Raw genomic sequence first — 25,475 nt, 5'->3', positions numbered from 1 at the left:
TGACAAGACCGTTGCAAATTCTGCGAACCGGTTGCTAGCGTGCCGCCCGCTCCGCCATGCCCGTCCGCCGCGCCCAGCCCACACCAGGGAGTACCCGATGACGCGTTCCCGTGTGCCACTCCTGTCCGCTCTCGCCCTGCTCCTGCCGCTCGCCCCGCTCACCCTCGGCGTCCCGGCCTCGGCGGCGGAACCGGTGGAACCGACGGGCACGGCCGTCGGATCCGCACCCGCCTTCGCCCCCGCCTCCGTCCTCGCCCCCGCCTTGCTGACCGTCACCAACGCCGGCTTCGAACAGGGGCGCACCGGCTGGCGGTTCACCTCCGGCACCGGCGTCGCCACCAACTACCCGCACGGCGCGGCGCGGCTGGTCTACCTCGACGGCGGGGCGGGGAAGAAGGTCTCCCAGACGGTGAAGGCCACCGGCGGGGGCACGTACGACATATCCGCCTGGATCGCGACGGGCGGGCCGAACGGCCGCTACGTAGCCCGCGTGAACGGCGCGGTCGCCGCCGCGCTCGCGCTACCCAGCGCCTCCAACTACCGTCGCTACACGCTCAGTCGGATCGCGCTCGCCCCCGGCGACGTCCTGGAGATCGCCTTCGAATCCGGGGACGGCTGGGTCAACGCCGACGACGTGATGCTCTCCCCCTCGTCCCCCGCGGACCCCCGGGTCAGCTCCTCGGACCCGAAGATCGTCGAAATGTTCGACTGGTCCAAGCGCAAGGCCAACAGCTGGGTCCACCTGCCCGGCACCAAGGGCCCGCTCAACGTGGACGAGAACCGCACCGGCGGCAGCGGCACGGGCACCTACGCCGCCTCCTACTGGGCGGGCTACGCCAACCGCAGCGGCTACTACTCGCGCGACATGGCCCACCAGTCGTCCGGCGCGGGAGTCCTCGCCCTGCACGCCGAGAACAAGTCGATGCTCCGCTCCTTCGCCGCGTCCGCCACTGCGGCGCACGCGTACTACCCGGCGTGGGCCATCAACTTCGACACCTCGACCTACCTGTCGATCGACTACAAGGGCCCGACCGACTTCGTCCGCGAAGTGCCCGCCACCTTCGAGCTGGTGCAGAAGTCCGAGGAGGCGTACCGCTGGAGCGGAGACCGCGCCTACCTCGACGATCCCGCCCTGTGGGAGTTCTACCGCCACGCCACCGACGAATTCGTCGCCCTGCACGACGGGCTCAAGGACAACGGCGCCGTCAAGGTGGCCGAAGGCACGGGCCAGGGCATCTTCCAGGGCACCGCCAGCTACAACGAGCAGAGCGGCGAACCGCTCGCCGAGGCCGGCGACGCGATCGGCTCCCAATACCAGGCCTACCTGGCGATGGTCTCGCTCGCCCGCTCCAAGGGGGACGGCCCCCTCGCCGACCGGTACGAGGCCAAGGCCCGGGATCTCAAGGCCTACTTCAACTCCACCTGGTCCGGCACCGGTTCGGGCGCGGCGATGGTGCGCGGCTACACCACGGACGGGCGCGCCCTGACCGGCTGGGGCAAGGAGAACAGCTGGTTCATGCCGATGAAGCGGATCATCGACCCCGGTCCCCGCCGGGAGGCCTACCTGGACTACATCGACCAGCAGGCCTCGGGCACGGGCCGCCCCTCGAACATCGAGGCCCTCACGTACCTCCCCGACACGTTCTTCCGGAACAACCGCAACGACACCGGCTGGAAGTGGATGAAGGACGTCTACGACCACAAGGACATCCAGCACGTGAACACCAAGCAGGGCGCCAACGGGGACTACCCCGAGGTCTCCTTCACCCTGCTCGGCCAGACCGTCGAAGGGCTGCTGGGCGTCACCCCCGACGCACCCTCACACACCCTGAGCACGGGGTCCCGGCTGCCCTCGGGCATGGACTGGCTGCGGATCGACGACCTCCGGATCGGCGACTCGACCTTCGCCCTCCGCCACGACGGGGCGACGAAGTCCACCCTGACCCACACCTCGGGCACCGCCCCGTACACCTGGGAGGCCCGCTTCCCCGGCACCTACGCCACGCTCACGATCGACGGAGTGCCCCAGCCCGCGCGCACCAAGGTCGTGGACGGGGTCACGTACACCTACGCGACCCCGACCGTCACCCCGGGCCGCACGATCACCGTCCAGGCGGGCTGACCCGGGGGCGACGGGGGTCGAGGGCCAGGTGGTCCGGCAGGGGCCCGGGCGCGCCCGCCATCGGCGCTTGACTTTGCCGCTACGTCAACTTCTACCGTCGTGTGTGGCCGGACAGTCCGGTCGGGTTCGGGACAGGAGACGGCAATGGCCTGGTCGATCGCGGAAGTGGCCCGGATGTCGGGTGTGACGTCGCGGACGCTGCGCCATTACGACGAGATCGGCCTGTTGCCTCCGGCATTGGTGGGGAACAACGGCTACCGCTACTACGAGGAGGGGCAGTTGCTGCGACTGCAGCAGATCCTCGTACTGCGGGAGCTGGGCCTGGGACTCGTGGAGATCGGGGCGGTGCTGGCCGAGCAGGTCGACCAGGTGGAGGCCCTGCGGGCGCACCACCTGCGGCTCGTGGCCGAACGGGACCGCCTGGACACGCTGGCTCGCACCGTCGCCCGCACCATCGCCGAACTCGAGGAAGCAAAGGACGGAAGCGACATGCCGAAGATCAACAGGCCGGAGAATCTGTTCGAGGGGTTCGACGGCACACGCCAGTCGGACCAGGCGCGCGAGCGGTGGCCGCAAGCCTGGGAGCAGTCCCGGCAGGTCATCGAGACGCTCACCGCCGAGGACACGGAGCAGTGGCAGCGTGAGGTGACGGCACAGATGATCCGCATCGCCGAGTTCATGGCGGCCGGCACCCCGGTGGCCGATCCCACGGTGCAGGCGGAGATCGACGCCCATTATCAGGGCGTCTGCCGGTTCTGGACGCCCAACGCAACGGCTTACAAGGGGCTGGGCCAGACCTACGTCGACGACCCGCAGTTCCGCCCGAACTTCGACAAGATCGCCGAGGGTCTTGCCGTCTACCAGCGCGACGCGATGGCCGTGTACGCCGACACCCGCCTGAGCTGACCAGCGGGCTCCACGTGTTCGTTCCGTTGTCAGCGGGAGGTTGCGGCAGCACAGGGGACCGCCGCAACGTCCCGCTGTCAGCGACGGATTCGACCGCGAACCGCGATCCGTGCCGCGGCTGCCGTCGATCGACTGGGACGTCTTCAGCTGGCCGGCCGTTGCCCAACTCGGCCTGGGAATTCGCGACAAGGACGGGTACGTCCAGATCGCCATCAACAGCCGCGACGTATACCGCGATGTACTCGCCACCGACCACACGGTCCTCATCCATTTCCGCGAAGGTGACGTGGAGCGTGCCGAAGGGCTCGCCCAGCAGGCTGGGCTGCAGCCGATCGGGCCGGTGGAGGTCGGCTGGTAGCTGCCGATGACGTCCAGGATCCCCGGATCGGGGGGTCCCTGTGTTTCGCCGACCGCAGAACCCGGACGGGACGGGCTCGCCGATCACTACAGTCCGGCCTCATGACGGCGATGACGACACGTACGGTCGAGTACCCGGCAGACGGTCTGACGATGATCGGGCACCTCGCGCTCCCGGCGGGGATCGACCGCCGGCCCGCGGTGTTGCTCGGACCGGAGGGAATGGGGCTCAGCGACGTCGAGCGCCGCCGAGCGGATGCTCTCGCCGAGCTGGGATACGTAGCGCTGGCCTTCGACCTCCACGGCGGGCGCTATCTGGGCGACCCCGCGGAGATGCTGGCCCGTTGCCTGCCGCTGCTCGCTGATCCCGACCGGATGCGGGGCATCGGCCATGCGGCGCTCGACGTGTTGCGCGCCGAACCGCGGACCCACCCCGACCGGATCGCCGCCATCGGCTATGGCACCGGGGGCGCCATCGCCCTGGAACTCGGGCGCAGCGGCGTCGACCTGCGAGCGATCGGGACGGTCAACGCGACGACCACGGGCCGGCCGGGCGAGGCAGCGCGCATTCGCTGCCCGGTGTGGGCCGGGGTCGGGTCGGAAGACCCGATCATGGCGCCCGCGCAGCGGAACGCGTTCACCGACGAGATGCAGGCCGCGGGCGTCGACTGGCGCCTCACGGTGTACGGCGGCTCCTTGCACGCCTTCCACCACCCGCCGGTCGATCACCCCACGGTCCCCGGCGTCGGCTACCACCCACAGCACGCACGGCGAGCCTGGAGCGACGTCGTCAACCTGCTCGCCGAGTGCCTACCCCTGACGGGGGATCCGGAAGCATGACCCGGGCGAACAGCCCGGCGCCGGGCCTGGTCCGCGTCGTGCACTGACAGTCCCTCCCCTCGCTGCCGTGGGTCCCGCGAGAAGCACTCGCGGGAGCGACGCTCCCACCCCGCTGCTGGATAGCCTCGGATCCCCGGCAGACAAGGACACGCCATGCGCCTGCGACAGATCGCAGCCCTCACCGCCGCCACCGCCCTCGCCGTCCTCATCCCCTCCGCCGACGCCCATGCCGCCGCCGTCGCCTGCGGCGGCTCCGTCGCCACCCAGGGCATCGGCGCCAACGGCTGCATCAGCGCCGAGAAGTTCAAGGAAGGAAAGCTCTTCTTCCGCGACATCAAGGCCCACACCGTCATCACCAACACCCGCGCCCACGCCACCTACGTGGAGTACGAAGCCTTCCTCCACGTCGCCGGCGACGGCGACGACTGGACCAAGATGGGCAGCGGCCGCACCCTCGTCCAGCGCCGCTCGACCGTCGGCCCCGTCGAAATCGCCAGCTCCACCCGCGTCTGCTTCGTCGTCAACGCGAAGATCACGATCCGCGTCCACGTCCGGCCGGCGGGAGGTGCCTGGAGCAACTGGTCCAGCGCCGCCACCTCCCAGTGCCAGACCTGACCTGCCGTACCAGCGCCCGGCCCTCCCCGACCCGGTTCGACGGTCGCGGTGGCGGTGACGGTGGCGGTGGCGGTGGCGGTGGCGGTGGCCGATCCTGCATGCAATCGGGATGCCGGGGCAGAAGGAGCTCACCTTCTGGAAGGAGCAGTAATGCTTGGTATTGCCGCCGCCGTCTTGTTCTTCATCAGCTTCCTGATCAACGCGGCAGAAATCTCGACGAACCACGTCTTCTCGTCCGGCAATGTCATGCTCCTCGGCCTGATGCTGCTCGCCCTTCACGTGGCCGGCGTCGCCAGCGCCCTGCCGACCCGTCGCCGGCGTCGCTGAGCAGCCGCGTAGCCGAAGGAGCCGTCACGCATGGCGGCGCCGCGGTGGAACTGCCGGTCGGCTCGCGGTACGAGCCGACCGGCCCGGCGTCAGACGCCGACCGCCTCCTCCATTTCCTCCTCCACCGTCGCGTCCCGCCTCCTCGCGTCCTCTTCTCCGCTGGAGCGGCGGCGTTCGACGAGTCCGGCCGTGGCGGTGAGCAGGAGACCGAGGAGCAGCCAGAGGGCAAGGGTGGCTACCGGCCGGGCGAGGTCGTCGCTGCCGAAGTAGAGGAGGCTGCGCAGCCCTCCGATGTATCCCGCGCCGTTCCAGAAGGCGTTGAGGGCGCCGAAGAACCCGTTCTGCAGTTCCGGCCGGAACAGTCCGCCGGAGCTCGTGAAGTTGAGCATGACGAACAGCACCATCATGGCCAGCGTCGTCCAGCGCTTCAGGAAGGTGTGCAGGCCGACTCCGATGAACAGGATGCCCGCGGAGTAGAGCCAGCTCAGGCCCCAGACTCCCGCCAGTCCGTGATGGGCGAGATGGAAGACCGGTCCGGCGAGCAGGGCGCCGATCGCGCTGACGACACCTGATACGCCGACCACGAGCAGGGCCCGGCTGCGCATGCGCAGGGTGGCGCCCGCACCGCCGAGTACCGCCACCGAGGCGTAGGAGCCGATGCTGACCGCGACGAGCAGGAAGAACAGCCCCTGGCCGGTCGGGTCGTCGTCGACGTTCGGGACGGCGTCGGTCACGGTGAGCGCAACGCCCTGCCGGGCGGCGACCGGGGTGAAGATCTTCTCCGCGACGGTGGCGCCCGTGTCGGAGGCCGCCGTGGCGACGATCAGCTCGGGTGCGGTGTCGCTCGGCACGTAGGCGCCGGTGATGCGGCGGTCCTTGAGCTGCTCCACCGCGTCGGCGCGACGGGCCACCGTGCGCACGTCGAGCGAGTCACCGGCCCGGTCCTTCACGGTCTGGGCGATGACCATGGTGCGCGGCCCCTCGCCGACCACGGCGATCGGCAGGTGGTGGGGCTCCGGCTGCACGAAGGCGCCCATGTAGGCGAGGCCCATCCCGAGGCACATCAGCAGGGGGGTCAGCAGGTGGGTGAGCACGTGCCGGAGCTCTGGGTTGCGGGCTGACTTTCCCGGGTGGCGGGGGGCGGTCGTGTGGCCGGGCATGAGACGGAACCTCCGATGTCGGCTCGGGCTGCGGAACACCCCACCGGCAGATAGTTGGCATATACAACTGCTCTATGGTTGTACTATACAACTACAAGCCGGAAGGGGCGACCATGACCAACGAAACGCCGGGTAACCGGGCCCCGTCGGAGGGCGCGGGCGGTCCGGCCGGCACACGCCGCGACGCGGCCGTCGAGACGATCCAGCGCGAGATGACCTCGTTCGCCCGGCGGGCCCGGTCGGTGGCCGCGCGGATGCATCCCGAGCTCTCACTGGTCTCCTTCACCCTGCTGGGCCACCTGGAGGAGCATCCGGGCGCAGGGGTTTCCGATCTCGCCGCCCACTACGCGCTGGACAAGTCGACCGTCAGCCGCCAGGTCGCGGCGCTGGAGCGGGCGGGGCTGATCGAGCGGAGCGCCGACCCGGACGACCAGCGGGCGTCCGTACTGGCGCTCACCCCCGCGGGAGCCGCGACCCTCGCGCGGGCGACGGGAAACCGGCGGACGATGTTCCATGACCGCCTCGCGGACTGGAACCCCGATGACCTCGACCGCTTCGCCGCCTACCTACTGCGTTACAACGGCAGATCCGGGCCGCGCCAGGGTGGCCCTGACCCCGGCGGCGGAATACCCCCGACCCTTTAGTTGCTATGTACACCGAACTGCGCGGGGCGACACCGTGCCCCGCGCGACCTCCAGGAGATGCGCCATGTCGGACCGCACACCCGAACAGCCCGCAGACGTCGTCGCACGCCTTCGGACCACCTTCGCCACCGGCCGGACGAAGCCGCTGAGCTGGCGCACCGGCCAGCTCGAAGCGCTGCGGACGCTGCTGACCGAGCGGGGCGAGGAGCTGGCCGCCGCGCTCCGGAGCGACCTGGGCAAGAGTCGGTCGGAGGCTTTCCGCACCGAGATCGACTTCACGGTGCGCGAGATCGACCACACCCTGGACCACTTGGCCGACTGGTTGCGTCCCCGGCCCGCTCCGGTACCGGAGCGACTGAGCCCGGCGACCGCGCACACCGTGCAGGACCCGCTCGGCGTCGTCCTCGTCATCGCCCCGTGGAACTACCCCCTCCAGCTGCTGCTCGCTCCGGTCGTCGGCGCGCTGGCGGCGGGCAACTGCGTCGTGGCCAAGCCCAGCGAGCTGTCGCCCGCCACCTCGCGCGCGGTCGCCGACCTCCTGCCGCGTTACCTCGACCGTGACGCCGTGGCCGTGGTGGAGGGCGCGGTGCCCGAAACCACCGAGCTGCTGGCGCAGCGGTTCGACCACATCTTCTACACGGGCAACGGGCAGGTCGGCCGGATCGTCATGCGGGCCGCCGCCGAGAACCTCACGCCCGTCACGCTCGAACTCGGCGGCAAATCACCGGCGTTCGTGGACCGTGGTACGGACATCGGCGCTGTCGCAGCCCGGCTGGCGGCCACCAAGTTCATGAACGCGGGCCAGACCTGCGTCGCGCCCGACTACGTGCTGACCGATCCCGGCACCGCCAAGGAGCTGGAGCAGGCCCTCGCCGAGGCCCTGCGCGGCCTCTACGGCGAGGACCCCGCGGCGGCCCCCGACTACGGCCGGATCATCAACGAGCGTCACTTCGACCGCCTCACCGGCCTGCTCGACTCCGGGCGCACCGTCGTCGGCGGAACGCACGACCGGGCCGACCGCTACATCGCTCCGACCGTCCTGGCGGGGGTGTCGCCCGATTCCCCGGTCATGCAGGAGGAGATCTTCGGCCCGATCCTGCCCGTGGTGGAGGTGGCCGACCTCGACGAGGCCATCGCCTTCATCGGTGACCGTGACAAGCCCCTGGCGCTGTACGCCTTCACCGAGTCGGACGACACCCGCGAGCGCCTGAGCCGGGAGACCTCCTCGGGCGGCCTGACGTTCAACCTGCCGGTCGCCCACCTCACCGTCTCCGACCTGCCCTTCGGCGGCGTGGGAGAAAGTGGCATGGGCAACTACCACGGCCGCTATTCCCTGGACACCTTCAGCCACCGCAAGGCCGTACTGGACAAGCCCTTGCGGTAGCGCTGTGAGCGGGCCGAGCCTCCTCGGGGGTTTAGGACCGGAAAAAGCGGCCATACGGCGTCGCAGAGTGTTCGGTGTCCGCCGCGGTCCCCGACCCCCAGCGGGTCGGGGACCGCGGCGCGCGTGGAGGGGAGGGGACTCGTATGACCACGCCGCAGGAGGAGGGGCGCGCGTCCGTGACGGGCGTCGGACCGGTGGCGCGCGAAGCGGTGCTCGTGCCCGGGCCGGGCCATCGGTGAGGGCGGCGCGATCGTCTGCCTGAAGACCGCCCTGACCCGCAGCGCAGGGTTACCGGTGGCGCCGATCGTCAGGCCCGTACCGCATCCGCCGTCCCCGACCCAAGGATCCTCGTCATGACCCGCACCGACGCCCCTCGCACCGCCGTCCGCCCCCTGGGCGCGGCCGGCACCTCCGGCCTCACGGTCACCGCCACGGCCGCCGCTGCCCGCGGCACCGACGAGCGGATACACCGCATCCGCCGTCGGCTGGAACGCCTGATCGGCATCGCCGCGACCGAGGGGAACTCCGTACGCCCCCTGCGCAACGGCGACGAGATATTCACCGCGATGCTCGACACCATCGCCTCCGCCCGCCACACGATCGACCTGATGACGTTCGTCTACTGGAAGGGCGACATCGCCCGCCGGTTCGCCCAGGCCCTCGCGGAGCGCGCCCTTGACGGGGTCCGCGTACGGCTGCTGCTGGACGGCTTCGGCAGCCGCCTGATCGAACAGGAACTGCTGGACCGGATGAGCGAGGCCGGGGTGGACGTCGCCTGGTTCCGCAGACCGGTCTTCCTCTCCCCGCTCAAGCAGAACCACCGCTGCCACCGCAAGGTCCTCGTCGTCGACGAGCGGACCGCCTTCACCGGCGGCGTCGGCATCGCCGAGGAATGGTGCGGTGACGCGCGCAACCCGAGCGAATGGCGCGACACGCACGCCGAGGTCCGGGGGCCGGCCGTTGACGGGATCGCGGCGGCCTTCGCCCAGAACTGGGCGGAGTGCCATCCCGAACTCTTCGACGAGCGGGACCGGTTCGTGCCCCACGAGCCCGCGGGCTCCGCCATCGTCCAGGTGGTCCGCGGATCGGCCGCCTTCGGCTGGCAGGACATGCAGACGCTGATGCGGGTGATCCTCGAATCGGCCGAGGAGCGCGTGCGCCTGGCGACCGCCTACTTCGCCCCCGACGACTACTTCGTGGGCCTGCTGAGCGCGACCGCCCGCCGGGGCGTCACGGTGGAGATCGTGCTGCCGGGGCCGCACACCGACAAGCGGGTGTGCCAGCTGGCGGGCCGGCACCACTACGAGACGCTCACCGCCGCCGGGGTGCGCATCCACGAGTACCAGCCGACGATGATGCACGCCAAGATCATCACCATGGACGGCGTGGTCTCCCTCATCGGCTCCTCGAACTTCAACCGCCGCTCCCTCGACCACGACGAGGAGGTCATGCTCGCCGTCATGGACCCGGAATTCACCCGCACCCTGGACGAGCACTACGACCAGGATCTCGCGGACAGCACGCTGATCAGCGGGGAGCGCTGGAAGCGGCGCTCCCCACTGGAGCGCGCCCGTGAACTCTCGGTACTGCCGCTACGGCGATTCCTGTGAACCTCCGCCCTTACCGCGACCGGCGTGCTGCGCGTGGGCCGACCGGTGCGTCCGTGACGTTGCACGCAGCCGCAGTGGTCGACCCGGCCGCGTAGTCGGGCAGGTCGAGGCCACTGATCTGCTTGCCCATCTGCAGCATCTTGTCCAGGATCCAGCGCCGGTTCAGCAGCCCGTTGCGCACTCGCAGACCGGTCGCGGTGCCGGGCGCCAGGAACGGGCCGGTACGGTCGCCGCCCTTCTGGCAGCCCTGGGCGTAGTCGCGCAGCGCGTGCTCGTAGCGGGCGAAGGCGGTGCGGTGGTCGCCGCGGGCCCGGGCCAGCTCACCGGCCAGGACGTACGCCGCCACAACGGCGGTGCCGGTGCCCATCCCGCCGATGGTGGCCCCACAGGCCGCGTCGCCGAGCAAGGCGATCCGGCCGGCGGACCAGGTGGGGACATCGGCCCGGCTGATCGAGTCGAAGTACAGCTCGGGGGCCTGCCCCAGGCTCTCCAACAGCCTGGGCACCTCCCAGCCGAGGCCTGCGAAGGCGTCCCGGATCAAGGTCTTCTGCTGCGCCACGTCGCGGCGGTCATACCGGAGTTCGGGTGAGGCGAAGAGGAAGAAGGCACCGGCCCGAGTCGGGTCGCGATGGTCGGCGCCCACCGCGGCAAGCCGGCCCGGGACGTTGAGGCCGACCGAACCGGGCGGCAGGCCCAGGTGGTTGGGCAGCTGCCAGGTGGCCGCGTAGTAGCCGAGGTGGCGGACGTAGTGCTCCTCCGGGCCGAAGGCGAGCCGACGGACGTTGGAGTGCAGCCCGTCGGCACCGATCACCAGGTCGAACTCGCGTGGTGAGCCGTGCTGGAAGGCCACCCGGACGCCGGTGGGCGTCTCCTCCAGGGCGGTGATCGTGTCGCCGAAGAGGTACTCGGTGCGTGGGAGGCTGCGCCGGTGCAGCACCTGGGCGAGCTCCCCGCGCGGAACCTCGACGTCGCCGCCCGCGAAGTCTGCCGGCAGGTGCAGGAGTTGACGGCCGTGCCGGTCGATGAAGGTCATCGGACTGCCGCCGGTACCGAGCGCCCGCAGCTCGTCGAGCACCTCCATCCGTTCCAGCACGGTCAGGTGGGTCGTGCCCCGGAAGTCGACCGCCTGACCGCCGCCTCGCAGGGCGGGGGCCAGCTCGACGACGGTGACCTCGAAGCCGTACCGGCCCAGCCAGTAGGCGAGTGCGGGGCCTGCGATGCTCGCGCCCGAGATCAGGACCTTGGTGCTCACGTGAATCACTCCATCCGAGGCCGCGAAAAACTGTGTCCAGTGGAAACTATTTGTCGCTGTGTACGGTAGACACAGTTGGGCCGCCCCGCAAGGGCAGTCGGAAAACACGGGACGGAGCGCGAAGTGGCGGAGGAAGCGAACGAGGCGGTGCGGCTGCTCTGGGGACCGCCCGCCAAGCCGTCGCGAGGGCCGAAGCCCGCGTTGAGCCTGGCGCGGATCGCCGCGGCGGGCGTCGAGATCGCGGACGCGGAGGGTCTCGGCGCCGTCTCGATGCAGAAGGTGGCCGGACTGCTCGACTTCACCAAGATGGCGCTGTACCGCTATGTGCCCGGCAAGGCCGAGCTGGTCGCACTCATGGTGGAGGCTGCGGTCAGCGAACCGCCGCAGGCCGGGGACGAGCTCGGATGGCGCGAGCAACTAACAGCCTGGGCGATGCAGTTGACCAGGTCGTTCACCGAGCACCCGTGGCTCCTCGACGCCACCGTCGGACCGCGGGCGATCGGCCCCAGAGAACTCGGCTGGCTGGAGCGGGTGGTCGCGGTCCTGGACGGCCACGGGCTGACCGGCCCCGAGCGGATGGACGCGGCGGTGTTGCTGGCCGGACACGTCCGGAGCATCGCCGAGCAGGCCCGTGCGGCACGGCCGGGCAGCCCACCCGAGGCTGAACTCCTGGTCTCGATCGGCGCCTTGGTGCACCGGCACGCCGACCGCTTCCCCGCGCTCGCCGCAGCCATGGTCGCGCAGGACGGTCGGGATCAGGCATTGGGCTTCGGCCTGGAGCGCATCCTCGACGGCCTCGAAGCCTTGATCACACGCCGCACCGGGTGACTCCAGGAGGTGGGCCACCCACGCGCGGGCGCGCCGGGATTCCACCTCGGCCGACAGCCGATTCTCACGCTGAAGCTGCGCCCGGTGCGTCTCGGCTGGGGGGACGGCGCGGTGTGGTCGCGGGGCCACCCGCGGGGCCGGGAGAACCGTTGGGACGGGAGGGGTTGCCATGGGCACCCGCGACGCCCGCGGTGCAGGCGAGAGCGGAGGCCGCGGCGGGAGAGCAGCGACCAGAGGAGGACCACACGTCCCCCTAACCGGCCTTCGCGTCGAGTTCCGGCAGAGCAGCCGGCGAGAATCCGGACCGATTCCCGTGGGGATTGTCGGGCCCACCGACGCCCCCCGCTCCGGCGCGGGGCCCTCGCAGTAATTCCGGGTGGCTCGGCGCGTGGAACACCGCGTCGGGAGAAATGACCTCGCGGCAGAGATCGTCGTGAACTCGCGATACTTGGCTTCCTCGCCGAGGGACCCCTGCCCGGACACGAGCTGCGCCGCCGCGTCTCACAGCTCACCGGCTATACGCGGCCGGTCAGTGACGGCAGCCTGTATCCGGCGATCAACCGTCTGACCAAGGCGGGCCTGATCGAGCGGCGCGCCGACCCGGCCGCCGGGGCGGCGCGGTACGTACTCAGCCTGACCGCGGCGGGTCGGGCCGACATGCTTCAGCGCCTGCGCGAGCCCGCCGATCACGAGATCACCGACTTCACCCGGTTCTACATCGTCCTGGCCTTCCTCTCCCACCTGCCCGACGCGGCCGAACAGCACGCGGTGCTGCGCAGACGGCTGGAGTTCCTGGAAGAACCGGCGAGCTTCTTCTACGACGACGAGCGGCCCCTGCGTGCCGAGGAGATTTCCGACCCCTACCGGCGGGGCATGCTGCTCACCGCCCGCGCCACCAGCCGCGCCGAGCGGATCTGGCTGCGCGAGGCCCTCGGGGAGATGCCGCCCGCATTCGACACCGCATGCACCGACAGCGATCCGCGTGCACCCGCCGCTCCCGCGGTCTGAACCGCCCACGGAGGTACCCCCATGCTTGCTTCCTGGTACGACGGACAGGGCCCCGCCGCCGATGTCCTGCACGTCGGCGAACTCCCCGATCCCGTCCCCGGCCCCGATGAGGTCCGCGTCCGCGTCACCGCCTCGGGCGTCAACCCCGGCGACACCAAGAAACGGCGCGGCTGGCTCGGCTCGTCCATGCCCCACCCGCGGGTGATCCCGCATAGCGACGCCGCCGGGATCATCGACGCCGTGGGCACCGATGTCGACGCCCGGCGCGTCGGACAGCGGGTCTGGGTGTACGGCGCCCAGTCGTACCGCCCCTTCGGCACGGCTGCTCAGTACACCGTCGTACCCGACCACCAGGCCGTACCTCTGCCGGATCACCTGAGAGATGAGCTGGGGGCGAGTCTCGGCATCCCCGGCATCACCGCCCACCGCGCCGTCTTCGCAGACGGCCCGGTCGACGGACGGCTGGTCCTGGTCCACGGAGTACTCGGCGGCGTCGGCTCGCTGGCCGCCCAGCTCGCGCACTGGGCCGGCGCCACCGTGATCGCCACCGTCCGCCGCACCGCGGACCTCGACCGCCTCGACCCGGCCGTCGTCTCCCACGCCGTCGCCCTGGACGCCGGCGACCCCGCCGCGGCCATCCGCTCGTACGCGACGCGGGGCGTCGACCGGATCATCGAGGTCGCGCTGTCCGACAACGCCGACCTCGACCACGCCGTCGCCGCCCAGGGAGCCGTCATCGCCGCCTACGGCACCCGCACGGACCGCACCGAGATCCCCTTCTGGCCGCTGCTGTTCAACAACGTCACCCTGCGTCTGCTCGGCAGCGACGACTTCCCACCCGAGGCCAAGCGCCAGGCCGCCCGCGACCTCACCTCCGCGGCCGCCGTCGGCGCCCTCACCGTCGCCGTCGGCGACCGTCACCCACTGGAGGACGTCGCCAAGGCCCACGACCAGGTCGACGCCGGAGGCCACGGCCGCATCCTGCTCACCATCCCCCACTAGCGCGGACACGGAGCACTTCCCCTGCTCGCGGCGTTCACCGGAACGCTTGCCCCGCCCGCGGCGTTCAGCCGCCCGGCTCCCCCGGCGGCTCACTTCGCCAGGCGGTCCCACAAGGAGCATCCGTGCGCGGCGAACGCATCGACGGGACGAATCCCGCCCGGTCCCGGGGCAAGCGACTGCACCGACGGCCCCAGCGGGGACGACGTGCGGAAAGCCGGCCAGCGCGGTGCGCCGGCGGTGTTCGGGTTGCCGGTACGCGCGAAGTTCGTCCAGTAGCCGATCATGCGGCCGGACAACGCGGACTGCTCATCGGTCAGCGGTCGTTCGGTGGGGAATGAGGGGAACAGGAACGGCATCTCGAAGCCGTGCGCCGCGCCGTAGGGGAAGCCCGGGTTCGCCGGCAGACCGGCCAGGACGGGAGCCTCCCGGTCGCTGAACTCGTAGGCGTACAGCGGCAGGCCCGGGGCGCGGGCGGCGATGGCGCGGCCGGCCGCCAGCGTGGTGCACGTGAAGGACCGGTCGGTCAGCGCCGCGGCCCAGGCCAGCGCGGGAGAGCCATGGCGGGCTGCCGGGTACTGTGCCTCGACGGCCGCGGCCGCGGGCCCGAAGGCCTCCGCCAGTCGGGCGCGATAGTCGCTCTCGGTGCGGATGGGGAACGCGGCGAGGGACACGCCGACGAACATCCGCATCTCGTCGTGGTTGGTGCCCAGCACGACCGGCAAGCGGTGGAAGCGTCCCGATCGCAACGCCTCGTCCGGTGCGAGCGGCAGCAGTCCGTTGCCGTAGGCGGGACGGTTGAACGACTGCATCAGCTGCGCGGTGGCGAGGCGTCCGGTGCTCTGCCCGCGCAGGCACGCGAGCACCGCGTCGGCGCCGCCCTCCGTGCAGCCCAGTTGCCGGGCGGCTTCCGCGCCGGCCGTCTGGACGTCGGCCTGCGGGGCGAACGGCTCGTACGCCGGGGTTCCGGGCGCGAGAGCTCCCCGCGGGAAGGACGTCAGGCAGGAACCGCTCTGGAGGACGGCGCGCTGGAAGAGGCCCGCGGCCGTCGGTGAGGTGAGGTGTGCGCAGATGCCGAGGGCGCCCGCGGACTCGCCGAACAGCGTGACGTTGCCGGGGTCGCCGCCGAACCGCGCGGCGTTGGTACGGACCCAGCGCAGGGCGGCCTGCTGGTCGGCCAGGCCGAACGGCGGGGCGGTGCCCAGGGCGGCGTGTCCGAAGTAACCGAAGATCCCCAGGCGGTAGTTGACCGTCACGACGACGGCGTCGCCCTGGACAGCCAGGCGTTCCGCGCCGTAGTCGCTGCCGGAACCGCCCAGGAACGCCCCGCCGTGCATCCACACCAGCACGGGCCGCTTCTTCCCCGCCGGCTTCGCCGCGGGCACCGTGACGTTGAGGTAGAGGCAGTCCTCCGACCCGACGACAGCGCCCGCATCCGAGGGCCCGTCCGGGCCCGAGCCCGGTGGCGGCATCTGCACACAGCGCTGCGCCGGCTGTGTCGCGTCCCGGACGCCCTGCCATGCGGCGGCGGGCACGGGTGCCTGCCAGCGCAGCGTTCCGGTCGGGGGCGCGGCGTACGGCAGGCCCCCGAAGGTGGCGTACGCACCGTGCGACACGCCACGCACCAGGCCCTGCTCGGTGCGGACGACGGGACCGCCCTGCCCCGCGGAGTCGAAGGGCCCGGCCAGTGCGTCGGCCGGTGTGACGGCGGCCGTGAGCAGGGCCGCCGCGCCCAGCAAGGGGAGGAACGTCCTGCGAAGGCCGCCTCTGCGGCCGGAACTCGGAACGGTCGTGGTCGGGGACATGCGCTTCCACCATTCTTGGGTCGGGACGGCACGGGACGAGGGCGCGGACGGGCGCCGCCGGTGATCAATACGCTAGGACCTCCCCCGCACTGGAGGTTCAAGAGCTGTGACGCAAGACACGTGGAGCATCGGCGAGCTCGCGGCAGGAACAGGCCTTCCTGTCAAGACGGTTCGCTACTACTCGGACAGCGGCCTGCTGCCCGTCGCCTCCCGTAGCAGCGGTGGCCATCGCCGCTATGGCCCCGATGCATGGGAGCGGATCCGGCTCATCAGACGTCTGCGGGCGCTGGACACCCCCATCGCGACGATCACCCACGTGGTCACGGGCGAGCGCACGCTCGACGATCTGGTGTCGTCCGAGCTCGGAGCGGTGCAGGAGCGTCTGGCCGAACTGCGGTGGCGCGAAGCCACGCTCAAGGCTCTGGACGACTGCGCAGGGGAAGAGCGCCTTCGGCGGCTGGAGATACTCGCACGGGTGCAGAAGCTGCCGGAGGCGCAGCACGCGCTCACCGGGCACTGGCACCGGGAGCTGTCGGCTGCCATGCCTCGACGCCGACTCGATATCATGATCGCCATGTTGGCCCCAGAGCCACCGCAAGACCCCTCCCCGGGCACCGCGTTGGCTTACGCGGAGCTGCATCTACTCGTCGCCACGCCGCACTTCACCCGCTGGACCCGGGACCACGACGAGGAGATGCGCGACGGCCCGGCCTTCTACGCGGAGATCGACGAAGCCGCGGCCCTGACGGCCGCCGCCCTCGCCCGGGGGCTGCCGCCCGGGGCGGGGCCGGTGGTGGACGCGTTCGTATCGGCCCACGCCCGCGCTCGCCGCGAGTCGGACACCCCGGCCTTCCGCGCCCACCTGCACGAGCTGGTGTCACGGTCCTCGGCCTTCGACCCCCGTCTGGAGCGGTACTGGTCCCTGGTCGGCACCGTCACGGGCGGCCGCGTGCTGAACATGACGGTCGCTCACCGATGGCTGACCGACGGCCTGCACCTCTCGATCACCGGCACCGGCACCGGCGCCCTGGGGGTCGATTAAAAGGGCTGCGGACAAGAGGGGTGCGGATCCGCCGTTCGCTATCAGCGGGTGTGATTCCGGATTCCGCGTTGTTCGGGCACGGTCCGCCGAGATGAAGGGCAGTGCGTCCCTTTGGTCCGGCCCGGGAAGGGATTGCGGCGTGCGGGAATGCCTGGGGCCAGAGCCAGGAGAAGCGTGAGTACGAGGGGCACGACAAGAATGAAAACGGTCATGGGGGTCACTTTCCTGCCTTCCGTCCGATGACCAACTCTGGTTATTTGGTGTAACCGGAATACCCACAGCTAAACACGTTGAGTAAAGGGCCGGACACGGAATGTGTTGTGGACTCGCCTCTCACGGTGGTGTGTTGCCCGCGGCGCGGTGCGCACGGGTGACCTGCTCGATGTCGCCGAGCCGGTCCAGGCCCTTGACGGCCTGGGCCAAGCGGGGATTGCCCTCCAGCCGTGCGCGGTGCCGGTTCAGGAAGGACCAGTAGCCGACGGTATAGGGGCAGGCCCGTTCACCGCTGCGGTCCGTGGGCCGGTACCGGCAGCCCTCGCACAGGTCGCTCATGCGGTGGATGTAGGCGCCACCCGATGTGTAGGGCTTGGTGGTCATCAGCCCGCCGTCGGCGTACTGGGACATGCCCACCACATTGGGCAGCATCACCCAGTCGTAGCCGTCCACGAAGCTCCGGTGGAACCAGTCCGTCACCTCCGCCGGGTCCCAGCCCCGTTGCAGGGCGTGGCTGCCGAGGACCATCAGGCGGGGGATGTGGTGCGCCCACCCCGTGTCCCGCACCTGTGCCAGCACGGTGGACAGGCAGCGGGCGCCCACCGCGTCCGCGTCCAGTTCGGCGAACCACGCGGGAACGGGCCTGGTGTGACCGAGTTCGTTGCGGTGCCGGTAGTCCTCGCCGAGATGCCAGTAGAGGTTCCAGACGTACTCGCGCCAGCCACAGATCTGCCGGATGAACCCCTCGGCGCTGTTGAGGGGTACCAGCCCGGCCCTCCAGGCCGCCTCCGCGCGGCTCACGCACTCCCACGGATCGAGGAGCCCGAGGTTGAGCGAGGAGGACAGCAGGCTGTGGCTCATGACCGGATCAGCGGCCAGCATGGCGTCCTCGTGCGCGCCGAAGTCCGCGAGCCGGTGGGTGATGAAGGAGTCGAGCGCGGCCAGCGCCTCGCGGCGGCTCGCGGGGAAGAGGCGGGGGCCGTCGCGGCCCACGAAGGTGACGCCCTCCTCGCGTTCCCAGCGGTCGAGGTCCCGTCTGACCCCTTCGTCGATCTCGTCCTCGCGGGGACGGTACGGAGGCGGCGCGCCGAGCGTGGTCCGGCCCCGGGGCGGTGGTTCGCGGTTGTCGTGGTCCAGGTTCCACCGTCCTCCCGCCGGCCCGTCCCCTTCCATGAGGATGTCGTGGGTGCGCCGGGTGTGCTGGTAGAGGTTCTCCTGCAGGAGCCGCCGGCCGTTCTGCCGGGCGGCCCAGTCGGCGAACTCCCGGTGTCCGACCAGGAAACCGCGGGGTGGATGGACGGTGACCTGCGGGAGCGACGTCACCAGGGCGAGGGCGGCTCGGGACGTGGGGTGGTGGACGGAGACGGGTGCGTCACCGACGGCCCGCATCAGCCCTTCCCGGTAGGTCTGCGCCTGTACGTACAGGGCTCGCTCCCCCAGGTCCGCCGCCCGGTGCCGCATGGCGCTGAGCACGAGATGGGCCTTGGCCCGGTGGAACCGGCGCCGCCGCAGCACCGCCAGGGACTCGATCAGCAGCCACCGGACGTTTCGCGGCGTCCCGCCCCCGGCGGTGGCGGTGAAGTGCGGGCCGAGTTGGTCACCGAACAACCAGTGCACTGAACTCATGACCACAACCGACCAATCCTGCGCTGCGGGCCGCTCATGATCCGGGAGCGGTGGCGTTGATGCCGGGCAACTCCGCATAGACGGAAGCGAAGGCGGAAGCCGCGGCGTCGATCGAGTAGTGCGCGCGCACCGTTGACCGGGCCCGGTGGGCCATGGCATCGAGGACCGCGGGCTTCAGGGACAGCAACTCCTCCAGCCCCTCGCCCAAGGTTTTGGACGACGAGGTGTCCAGGAGCAGACCGTTGACCCGGTCCTCCATGTAGTGCGGAATTCCGCCGCGCCGGGTGGCCGCGACCGGCAGCCCCGCGTCCATGGCTTCGAGCACGGCGATCCCGAACTCCTCCTTCGCGCTCGGGCAGATGTAATAGGCGCGGCCCGTGGTGTCCGAGCGGGCCAGTGCCCGCTCCAGGCAGCGGACTTCGGCGTTGGGCATCGCCGGCACCATGGCCAGCCGCGAAGCTGCCTCCGGGGTCGCCGCGATGAGATCGGCGATCGCGTTGCGCACGTCCCGCTCTTCCGGGTCGGCCCGGTCCCCGCGAGGGGATCCGCCGACGATCACGAGCGTCGAGCGGAGATGGAGTCCGGACTCGGTCCATGCCCGCACCAGGACGTCCTGCTGTTTGAGCGGGTGCAGGCGCCCCACGGTGAGCAGGATGGGCTGCCCGCGCTCCTCGGCGTCCAGCGCGGAAGGCAGCCAGGTCTCGAAGAGCCGTCCCAGCAGGTGCTCGTAACGCCGGGGCTCGTCGGCGGCGGGCCGATAGGCCGTGATTCCTTCCGGTGGCGCGCTCGGTCCTCGTCCACCCCGTGCGGCCGCGAGTTGGGGCAGGTAGCGGACCAGCTCGGCCGTTCCCCCGCGGCCCGGGATGCCGATGACGGCATCGGCGCGCTCGACGAGCCGGTCGGCGGCGAACACGCGGTGCAGGTCCTGGCGCAGGGCCTCCGTGGGAGAGCCGTCGGCGCCCGTGCGGCCGGCGTGCCGCTCGCTGACGCGGCGGTGCGGGTCGGGTGTGGCGGTGAAGACCAGTCGGGTGCCGAGCGCGCGCGCCGCTTCGGCGACTGCCAGGGATCCGTCGTCGGCATACCTGACGTGGACCAGGTCGGGCCGCCGTTCCAGCCCTTCGAGGAGCGTGCGCGTCCACCAGGTGAGCGCGCTCGCGTCGCCCGCCGGTCCTTCGCCGGGAGTGGCGAGGGGGCGGGGGTCGGTCGGCAGGCTGAGCGTCCAGTGCCCCGGTCCGCGAGCGCGCAGGAGGGTCGGCTCGTCCACCAGTTCCCGCGCGTCCTTCGTCACGAGGGTGATGACGGCGCCGATGCCCTCCGTGCGGGCGAGCGCGTCCCCCAGGCCGGCGAGGAGGACTCCGAGACCGCCGCTGTTCGCCTCTCCCGGTGCGTCCATCTCCCCGAGCAGCATCGACTGGACCACGAGCAGGCCGGCTCCGTGCGGGAAGGAGGGCGAGGCGAACAGCCGCTCCCCGGTGGCGGCCGTGAGCAGCAGTCGTTCGTAGGCCTCGGTGGCGGAGCGGGGTTCCGGGAGCAGATGCCGGCACTCGGGCCGGCCCGCGAGGTGGCGCCACAGGGCCAACCGGGCCGGTCTCTCGCTCAAGGGGTTCTGCCGGGCGCGGGCAGCCCACTGGTCCGCGTCCATGACGGGGAACCGTCCCGCGGTGGCGAGGTCGATCAGGTGGGCCAAGGCCTCGGGGTCGGTGCAGTGCCGGATCTCCCGGGCGAGGGCCCGGCGGACGGACCCGGTTCCGTGGCGGCGCAGCGCCAGTGGCCAGGCTTCCCTGACGGTGCTGCGCAGGCGCCGGTCCGCGTGCAGGGTCGCGGCCAGGAGTTCTTCGGGGTCGGCGGACCCGCGAAGGCGCAGGGTGCGACGCAGGGAGGCCGTTTTCCTGTCGCAGGGATCCGGCAAGCGGTCGGCCGGAGCGTCATCGTGCCACGGGCGGTACTCGGCGTTCAGGAAGGAGGCCAGTGTGCCGAACGCCGCGGGGGTCCGTGGCGCCTCTCGGGCGTCCCAGAAGCCCTGGCGGGCGGCGACGAAGGGGTCGAGCCCTTCCTGCGGGGTGGTTGCGTCCATGGGGCGCTGCTCTCGCTCGGGCGGATGGTCACCACTTTTTCCACCGCGCCCGCGGCTTCGGATGCGGGAGAAGGGAAAACCGTCGCCCCGCTGCCTCCGGATCGCCGCCGGGCGGCGAATGAGGAAGGACAGTCCTCTGCCGGAAGTGGGTCCCTCGTGCCGCGTGTCACCGTGATCGCTCCGCCGTTCCACTCGCACGCGGCCCCGCTGTCCGTGCTGGCGGGCGAGCTGCGGGCCGCGGGGGCGGAGGTCACGTTCGCCTGCGCCGAGGCGTTCGCGCCGCTGGCCGAGGCTGCGGGGGTGGATTTCACCCCGTTGACGGTCACGCGCAACGCGAATACCGGCATCGCGCGGAGCACCGTGCAGGGGCTGGACGAAACGCGGCGCCTGGAGGAGTTCCTCGATGCCACGCGCGCGGGGGCCGTGCCCGCTCTGCTGGTGCAGGCCCGTCATCGCGGGGCCGACATGCTGGCCGAACCGGAGCGGGTGCTGGAGGAGCTGCGGTCGTTGCACGCTCGCCGGCCAGCGGACTGGTACGTGGTGGACCAGCTGAGCTACTCCGTGACCCTCGCCCTGCACTGCCTGGACCTGCCGTACGCGACCTTCTGCCCCGGCCACCCCAGCTATCTGCCGGGCGCCCCGGACGCGCTGTTCGGCGTCCCGTACGCCTGGCCGGGCGCAGTGCGGCCGACGGCCGCGGGGCTGGACGCGCTGCGCCGGGAAGCACGGGCGAACGACCGCTCCTTCACCGCGCTCTTCGCCCGGTTCGTCGCACGTCACGCCCCGCACCGGCCGGTGCCGGGCCGGGCGTTCGCTCTCTGTTCGCCCCGAGCGGTGGTGCTGCACTATCCGCGTCTGAACTGGCTTCCTCCGCGCCCCGAAGGCCCGCAGTACGTCTTCAGCGGGCACTTCACCCGCGCCGAGCCGGACGGGCCGGGTCCCTTCTGGGAATCCGAACTGCGCAGGCTGCGGCAGGGGGGTCGGCGTGTGGTGCTGGTGGCACTGGGAACGTTCCTCTCGGCCCGGCAGGACGTACTGGAGGTGGTGACCCGGGGGATCCTGGCCGAGCGCGCGGACACCTCGGTGATCCTCGCGGCCGGGGACCGGGCCGGCGCGCTGGCTTCCCTGGCGGGGAGCCGGGTCTCGGTCGCGGCGACCGTACCGCAGCAGGCGCTGCTGGGACGCGTGGACGCGATGGTCCACCACGGGGGCAACAACTCCTTCACGGAGTGCCTGGCCGCCGGGGTCCCCGCCCTCCTCCTCCCCTTCTCCAGCGACCAGTTCTCCATCGCCCACGATGCCGAGAGGGCCGGGGCGGGCCTGTGCCTCGACCCGCACGGGCTGGACGCCGCGGGCGCGGGCCGCGCCGTATCGACGCTCCTGGACGCACCCCGGCACGCCCTCGATGAACTACGCCGTCACGTGCGCTCGCGCGGCCCCGCGCGAGCGGCCGGGGCACTGCTGCGTCTGATGACCTGAACCGCAGGGCACCCGGCCACACCGGGGTACACACACCACGGGCGGCGGGGCCGTCTGCCGGAGGCCGATGCGATGCGACGCGATGTGACGCGATGAGCTGAGCTGAGCTGAAGTACCAGCACGCCACGAACACGGCCCGGCCCGGCCCGGCCAGGGAAGGACTCCGGCGCCGCCCCTCGCCGCAGCAAGTGCGAAGCTCCTGCGACCAGGGGCGAGCCGCCCGGACACGCTGTGATCGCGGCCGCGGTCTCGCGCGGCATGCAAGCGTGTCACATCTCTTGACGCCGCATCAGCGGCTGGCGATAGTGAGTGCCACTTGGCGTCGGCAGTCGCGCACCTCCCTTGAAATTCAGCTCTGCCCTCGCCCGTACCGGAAATTGTTAGCGCTAACAAGCCCTCCTCCCACCCGTGCAGGAGCTCTTCATGGCTTTCATGCAGTTGATCGGCCGCGCGCGGCGCACCCTTCTCGCCGTCGGAGCGACGGTCGCACTCACCGCCGGTGTCATCACCGGCACAGCCGCCACGTCGCACGCCGCCACGCAGGCGGCGTGCGACATCTACGGTGCGGGCGGTACGCCCTGTGTGGCGGCGCACAGCACTACGCGGGCGCTGTACGGCTCGTACGGTGGCGCCCTCTACCAGGTCAAACGCGCCACGGACGGCGCCGTCAAGGACATCGGCCTGCTCAGTCCCGGCGGCTACGCCAACGCCGCCGCACAGGACGCCTTCTGCGCCGGAACCAGCTGCCTGATCACCCTCATCTACGACCAGTCCGGCAAGGGCAACCACCTCTCCCAGGCACCGGCCGGCGGGGCGGCCGGCGGGCCGGACAACCTCGCCAACGCGGTCGAGGCCCCGGTCACGGTGGGCGGCCACAAGGCGTACGGCGTCTACATCGCGCCCGGAACCGGCTACCGCAACAACCACACCAACGGCATCGCGGTCGGCGACCAGCCCGAGGGCATGTACGCGGTCCTGGACGGAACGCACTACAACAACGGCTGCTGCTTCGACTACGGCAACGCCGAGACCAGCAACAACGACACCGGCAACGGCCACATGGAGGCGATCTACTTCGGCAGCAACACGGTCTGGGGCTACGGCGCCGGCGCCGGACCGTGGGTGATGGCGGACCTGGAGAACGGCCTGTTCTCCGGCATCAACACCCGGTACAACGCCAACGACCCGAGCGTCAGCCACCGCTTCCTGACCGCGGTCGTCAAGGGGGCGCCGAACCAGTGGGCGATCCGCGCGGGCGACGCCCGGACGAGCGGTCTTTCCACCTACTACAGCGGGCCCCGGCCCAACGCGGCCGGCTACAACCCGATGCACAAGGAGGGCGCGATCGTCCTCGGCATCGGCGGCGACAACAGCAAGGGCGCGGCGGGCACCTTCTACGAGGGCGTCATGACCTCCGGCTACCCCTCGGACGCCACCGAGAACGCCGTCCAGGCCAACATCGCCGCCGCCGGGTACAGCAGCGCCGCCACCCAGACCGGCAGCCTGACGCCCGGTTCACGCGTGTCACTCCGGGCCACGACGTCGTGCTGCGACCGCGACTTCCTCACCCATGCCGACGCGGACGACAAGGTCACCATCTCGCCCGTCGACTCCGCGAGCACGCCCGCCCTCAAAGCCGATGCGACGTGGATCGTCCGCGCGGGCCTGGCGAACAGCTCCTGCCTCACCTTCGAGTCGCTCGACAGGCCCGGCCGCTTCCTGCGGCACTACAACTTCGAGCTGCGCCTCGGCGCGGACGACGGGGGAGGTCTCTTCGCCCAGGACGCCACGTTCTGTCCCGGCACCGGTAACAGCGGGACGGGGTATTCCTTCCAGTCGGTGAACTACCCGGCGAAGTATCTGCGCCACTACAACTACTCGCTGTACGTCGCCGGGAACGGGGGGACGAACAGCTGGGACAGCAGCACCAGTTGGAGTGCCGATACCAGCTGGCTGGTCGCCCAGCCCTGGAGCTGAGCGGTCCCGTCCGGCGGATGGTGGGGGCGGGAGCCGGGGGGCTCCCGCCCCCGCCATCGCGTCGACCCGGCCGTGCGGCCCTACCGGTTCAGATAGTCCTGCCGCAGCGCGTCGAGGATCTCGGCCGCCTCGACGAGGGCCGCCTCGCGACAGCGCCCGCTGCCGTCGCGAGCCGGGCGGCGGACTTTGGTCTGGACCAATCAGTGAGCCGGTCGCAGACTGGTCCGATGAACCCGTTACGGATCACCTCGTGAGCGCGCACCGGACCGGCGAGCTGCCGCTGCACCGGCTGGAGGTCCCGTTCCCGCACCTCCTGCCCTTCGCCATCGGGTCCTTCGACTCCATCGGACCGCTCTCCCGCGCGAACTTCCCGCACCGGCACGCGTTCTACGAGATCGTCCACGTCACCGGCGGTCGCGGCGTGCACGTGCTCGACCTCGCCCGCCGGCGCCTGGACCCGCCGCACCTGTGCGTGATCACCCCCGGCCAGGTCCACCACTGGGAGGACGCCGAGGGGCTCACCGGCCGGGTGATGCTCTTCAACGAGGACTTCCTCCTCTCCCACCCCGACGACGCCGCCGCCCTGGACCTGCTGGCCGACCGGCCGTGGATGCGCCTGCGGGACCACCAGGACGGGATCCCGGATCTGCTGGCGGAGATGGAACAGGAGTACCGGGCCCTGCGCACGGGGTACGCCGGGGTGCTGCGCGCCTACTTGCACATCCTGATCGTCCGGACCCTGCGCAACCGCGAGCCGGGTCCGGGGCGGGGAGCCGCGGCGCCGGGGCGTGCCGCCGAGCTGGCCGCCGCGTTCACCCGTCTGATCGCGTCCACGGGCGGTACGGATTCCTCCGTGGCCTCCTGCGCGAAGGAGCTGGGCGTGTCCGCCGGGCACCTGCACGCGCTGGTGAAGGAGGCCACCGGCCAGACCCCCGGCCGGCTGATCCGCCGCCGGCAGCTGTTGGAGGCCAAGCGGCTGCTGGCCCGTACCGACCTCACGATCCGGCAGGTGGCACGGGACACGGGCTTCGCCGACCCGGCGTACTTCTGCCGCTTCTTCCGGCGCGAGACCGGCCTGACCCCGGGGGACTACCGGGCGGCGATCGGCTCGGGGAGCAGCTCGCAGGGCGGAGGAATTCACCATGATCCCCGGATCCCGTCCATCGCGGCCGCCGCGGAGGGAACCGTAGGTTGACGCCGGGTGGTC

At 71.3% G+C, this 25,475-nt stretch carries 21 protein-coding genes; 16 read left to right on the top strand and 5 right to left on the bottom strand.

Features of this window, described 5'->3' with window-relative positions; genetic code table 11:
- Positions 1-97 precede the first annotated feature (97 nt).
- From AC0693_RS13210 to AC0693_RS13185, 6 genes are all read left to right on the top strand, one after another.
- Entirely contained in the window at positions 98-2,122 is a 2,025-nt protein-coding gene (locus AC0693_RS13210; protein WP_478801767.1) for a hypothetical protein, read from the top strand.
- 144 nt (positions 2,123-2,266) lie between these two features.
- Positions 2,267-3,028 carry a MerR family transcriptional regulator gene (locus AC0693_RS13205; RefSeq protein ID WP_478801766.1) on the top strand — a complete coding sequence of 254 codons (762 nt, stop codon included), beginning with the start codon at positions 2,267-2,269 and terminating at the stop codon, positions 3,026-3,028.
- A gap of 109 nt (positions 3,029-3,137) precedes the next feature.
- On the top strand, positions 3,138-3,386 hold the full coding sequence (locus AC0693_RS13200; protein ID WP_469318353.1) for a hypothetical protein: 249 nt from the start codon (positions 3,138-3,140) through the stop codon (positions 3,384-3,386).
- 101 nt (positions 3,387-3,487) lie between these two features.
- A complete protein-coding gene (locus tag AC0693_RS13195; protein ID WP_478801765.1) occupies positions 3,488-4,225 on the top strand; it encodes a dienelactone hydrolase family protein in 738 nt (245 codons plus the stop codon).
- A 153-nt stretch (positions 4,226-4,378) separates the two neighbouring features.
- The gene (locus tag AC0693_RS13190; RefSeq protein ID WP_469318351.1) at positions 4,379-4,840 is read left to right on the top strand and encodes a hypothetical protein; all 462 of its coding nucleotides are present in this window, start codon (positions 4,379-4,381) and stop codon (positions 4,838-4,840) included.
- 48 nt (positions 4,841-4,888) lie between these two features.
- Complete coding sequence (locus tag AC0693_RS13185) at positions 4,889-5,167, top strand: hypothetical protein (protein WP_478801867.1); 279 nt, start codon at positions 4,889-4,891, stop codon at positions 5,165-5,167.
- Between the two features lie 89 nt (positions 5,168-5,256).
- On the opposite strand, the gene AC0693_RS13180 is transcribed toward AC0693_RS13185, so the two are convergent.
- A complete protein-coding gene (locus AC0693_RS13180) occupies positions 5,257-6,327 on the bottom strand; it encodes a hypothetical protein (protein WP_478801764.1) in 1,071 nt (356 codons plus the stop codon).
- A gap of 212 nt (positions 6,328-6,539) precedes the next feature.
- On the opposite strand from AC0693_RS13180, the gene AC0693_RS13175 reads away from it, so the two are divergent.
- From AC0693_RS13175 to AC0693_RS13165, 3 genes are all read left to right on the top strand, one after another.
- Entirely contained in the window at positions 6,540-6,971 is a 432-nt protein-coding gene (locus AC0693_RS13175; protein WP_469318483.1) for a MarR family winged helix-turn-helix transcriptional regulator, read from the top strand.
- 64 nt (positions 6,972-7,035) lie between these two features.
- Entirely contained in the window at positions 7,036-8,355 is a 1,320-nt protein-coding gene (locus tag AC0693_RS13170) for an aldehyde dehydrogenase family protein (RefSeq protein WP_478739200.1), read from the top strand.
- Between the two features lie 353 nt (positions 8,356-8,708).
- Entirely contained in the window at positions 8,709-9,965 is a 1,257-nt protein-coding gene (locus tag AC0693_RS13165) for a phospholipase D-like domain-containing protein (protein ID WP_478801763.1), read from the top strand.
- A gap of 10 nt (positions 9,966-9,975) precedes the next feature.
- On the opposite strand, the gene AC0693_RS13160 is transcribed toward AC0693_RS13165, so the two are convergent.
- The gene (locus tag AC0693_RS13160) at positions 9,976-11,217 is read right to left on the bottom strand and encodes an FAD-dependent monooxygenase (RefSeq protein WP_478801762.1); all 1,242 of its coding nucleotides are present in this window, start codon (positions 11,215-11,217) and stop codon (positions 9,976-9,978) included.
- A gap of 123 nt (positions 11,218-11,340) precedes the next feature.
- On the opposite strand from AC0693_RS13160, the gene AC0693_RS13155 reads away from it, so the two are divergent.
- The 3 genes from AC0693_RS13155 to AC0693_RS13145 all read left to right on the top strand — a co-directional run bounded on the left by AC0693_RS13155 (position 11,341) and on the right by AC0693_RS13145 (position 14,055).
- Positions 11,341-12,045: a TetR/AcrR family transcriptional regulator C-terminal domain-containing protein gene (locus AC0693_RS13155; RefSeq protein WP_478801761.1), complete on the top strand. Its 705-nt coding sequence runs from the start codon at positions 11,341-11,343 to the stop codon at positions 12,043-12,045.
- Positions 12,046-12,489: 444 nt separating this feature from the next.
- Positions 12,490-13,053 carry a PadR family transcriptional regulator gene (locus AC0693_RS13150; RefSeq protein ID WP_478801865.1) on the top strand — a complete coding sequence of 188 codons (564 nt, stop codon included), beginning with the start codon at positions 12,490-12,492 and terminating at the stop codon, positions 13,051-13,053.
- A 21-nt stretch (positions 13,054-13,074) separates the two neighbouring features.
- Positions 13,075-14,055: an NADPH:quinone reductase gene (locus AC0693_RS13145; protein WP_478801760.1), complete on the top strand. Its 981-nt coding sequence runs from the start codon at positions 13,075-13,077 to the stop codon at positions 14,053-14,055.
- An 89-nt stretch (positions 14,056-14,144) separates the two neighbouring features.
- On the opposite strand, the gene AC0693_RS13140 is transcribed toward AC0693_RS13145, so the two are convergent.
- Entirely contained in the window at positions 14,145-15,857 is a 1,713-nt protein-coding gene (locus AC0693_RS13140) for a carboxylesterase/lipase family protein (protein ID WP_478801759.1), read from the bottom strand.
- A gap of 106 nt (positions 15,858-15,963) precedes the next feature.
- Here AC0693_RS13140 and AC0693_RS13135 point away from each other — a divergent pair, with 106 nt between their 5' ends.
- On the top strand, positions 15,964-16,899 hold the full coding sequence (locus AC0693_RS13135) for a MerR family transcriptional regulator (protein ID WP_478801758.1): 936 nt from the start codon (positions 15,964-15,966) through the stop codon (positions 16,897-16,899).
- A 333-nt stretch (positions 16,900-17,232) separates the two neighbouring features.
- On the opposite strand, the gene AC0693_RS13130 is transcribed toward AC0693_RS13135, so the two are convergent.
- Positions 17,233-18,738 (bottom strand): cryptochrome/photolyase family protein, encoded by a 1,506-nt coding sequence (locus AC0693_RS13130; RefSeq protein WP_478801757.1) that lies wholly within the window; start codon positions 18,736-18,738, stop codon positions 17,233-17,235.
- A 34-nt stretch (positions 18,739-18,772) separates the two neighbouring features.
- Positions 18,773-20,812, bottom strand: a complete 2,040-nt coding sequence (locus AC0693_RS13125) for a glycosyltransferase family 4 protein (RefSeq protein WP_478801756.1) — start codon at positions 20,810-20,812, stop codon at positions 18,773-18,775.
- A 156-nt stretch (positions 20,813-20,968) separates the two neighbouring features.
- On the opposite strand from AC0693_RS13125, the gene AC0693_RS13120 reads away from it, so the two are divergent.
- The 3 genes from AC0693_RS13120 to AC0693_RS13110 all read left to right on the top strand — a co-directional run bounded on the left by AC0693_RS13120 (position 20,969) and on the right by AC0693_RS13110 (position 25,463).
- Positions 20,969-22,291, top strand: a complete 1,323-nt coding sequence (locus AC0693_RS13120) for a glycosyltransferase (protein ID WP_478801755.1) — start codon at positions 20,969-20,971, stop codon at positions 22,289-22,291.
- Between the two features lie 423 nt (positions 22,292-22,714).
- Positions 22,715-24,268 carry an alpha-L-arabinofuranosidase B gene (locus AC0693_RS13115; RefSeq protein WP_478801754.1) on the top strand — a complete coding sequence of 518 codons (1,554 nt, stop codon included), beginning with the start codon at positions 22,715-22,717 and terminating at the stop codon, positions 24,266-24,268.
- A gap of 250 nt (positions 24,269-24,518) precedes the next feature.
- A complete protein-coding gene (locus AC0693_RS13110; RefSeq protein ID WP_469316923.1) occupies positions 24,519-25,463 on the top strand; it encodes a helix-turn-helix transcriptional regulator in 945 nt (314 codons plus the stop codon).
- Positions 25,464-25,475: the final 12 nt, after the last annotated feature.

The sequence above is a fragment of the Streptomyces sp. NPDC043876 genome (assembly GCF_056435825.1).
This window is presented reverse-complemented; position numbering and strand designations above follow the sequence as displayed.

Coding starts and splice junctions, on each gene's coding strand:
- AC0693_RS13190 (WP_469318351.1), top strand. CDS start 4,379: ATGCGCCTGCGACAGATCGCAGCCCTCACCGCCGCCACCGCCCTCGCC.
- AC0693_RS13175 (WP_469318483.1), top strand. CDS start 6,540: ATGACCTCGTTCGCCCGGCGGGCCCGGTCGGTGGCCGCGCGGATGCAT.
- AC0693_RS13145 (WP_478801760.1), top strand. CDS start 13,075: ATGCTTGCTTCCTGGTACGACGGACAGGGCCCCGCCGCCGATGTCCTG.
- AC0693_RS13125 (WP_478801756.1), bottom strand. CDS start 20,812: ATGGACGCAACCACCCCGCAGGAAGGGCTCGACCCCTTCGTCGCCGCC.
- AC0693_RS13115 (WP_478801754.1), top strand. CDS start 22,715: ATGGCTTTCATGCAGTTGATCGGCCGCGCGCGGCGCACCCTTCTCGCC.
- AC0693_RS13180 (WP_478801764.1), bottom strand. CDS start 6,327: ATGCCCGGCCACACGACCGCCCCCCGCCACCCGGGAAAGTCAGCCCGC.
- AC0693_RS13140 (WP_478801759.1), bottom strand. CDS start 15,857: ATGTCCCCGACCACGACCGTTCCGAGTTCCGGCCGCAGAGGCGGCCTT.
- AC0693_RS13170 (WP_478739200.1), top strand. CDS start 7,036: ATGTCGGACCGCACACCCGAACAGCCCGCAGACGTCGTCGCACGCCTT.
- AC0693_RS13195 (WP_478801765.1), top strand. CDS start 3,488: ATGACGGCGATGACGACACGTACGGTCGAGTACCCGGCAGACGGTCTG.
- AC0693_RS13210 (WP_478801767.1), top strand. CDS start 98: ATGACGCGTTCCCGTGTGCCACTCCTGTCCGCTCTCGCCCTGCTCCTG.
- AC0693_RS13205 (WP_478801766.1), top strand. CDS start 2,267: ATGGCCTGGTCGATCGCGGAAGTGGCCCGGATGTCGGGTGTGACGTCG.
- AC0693_RS13130 (WP_478801757.1), bottom strand. CDS start 18,738: ATGAGTTCAGTGCACTGGTTGTTCGGTGACCAACTCGGCCCGCACTTC.
- AC0693_RS13165 (WP_478801763.1), top strand. CDS start 8,709: ATGACCCGCACCGACGCCCCTCGCACCGCCGTCCGCCCCCTGGGCGCG.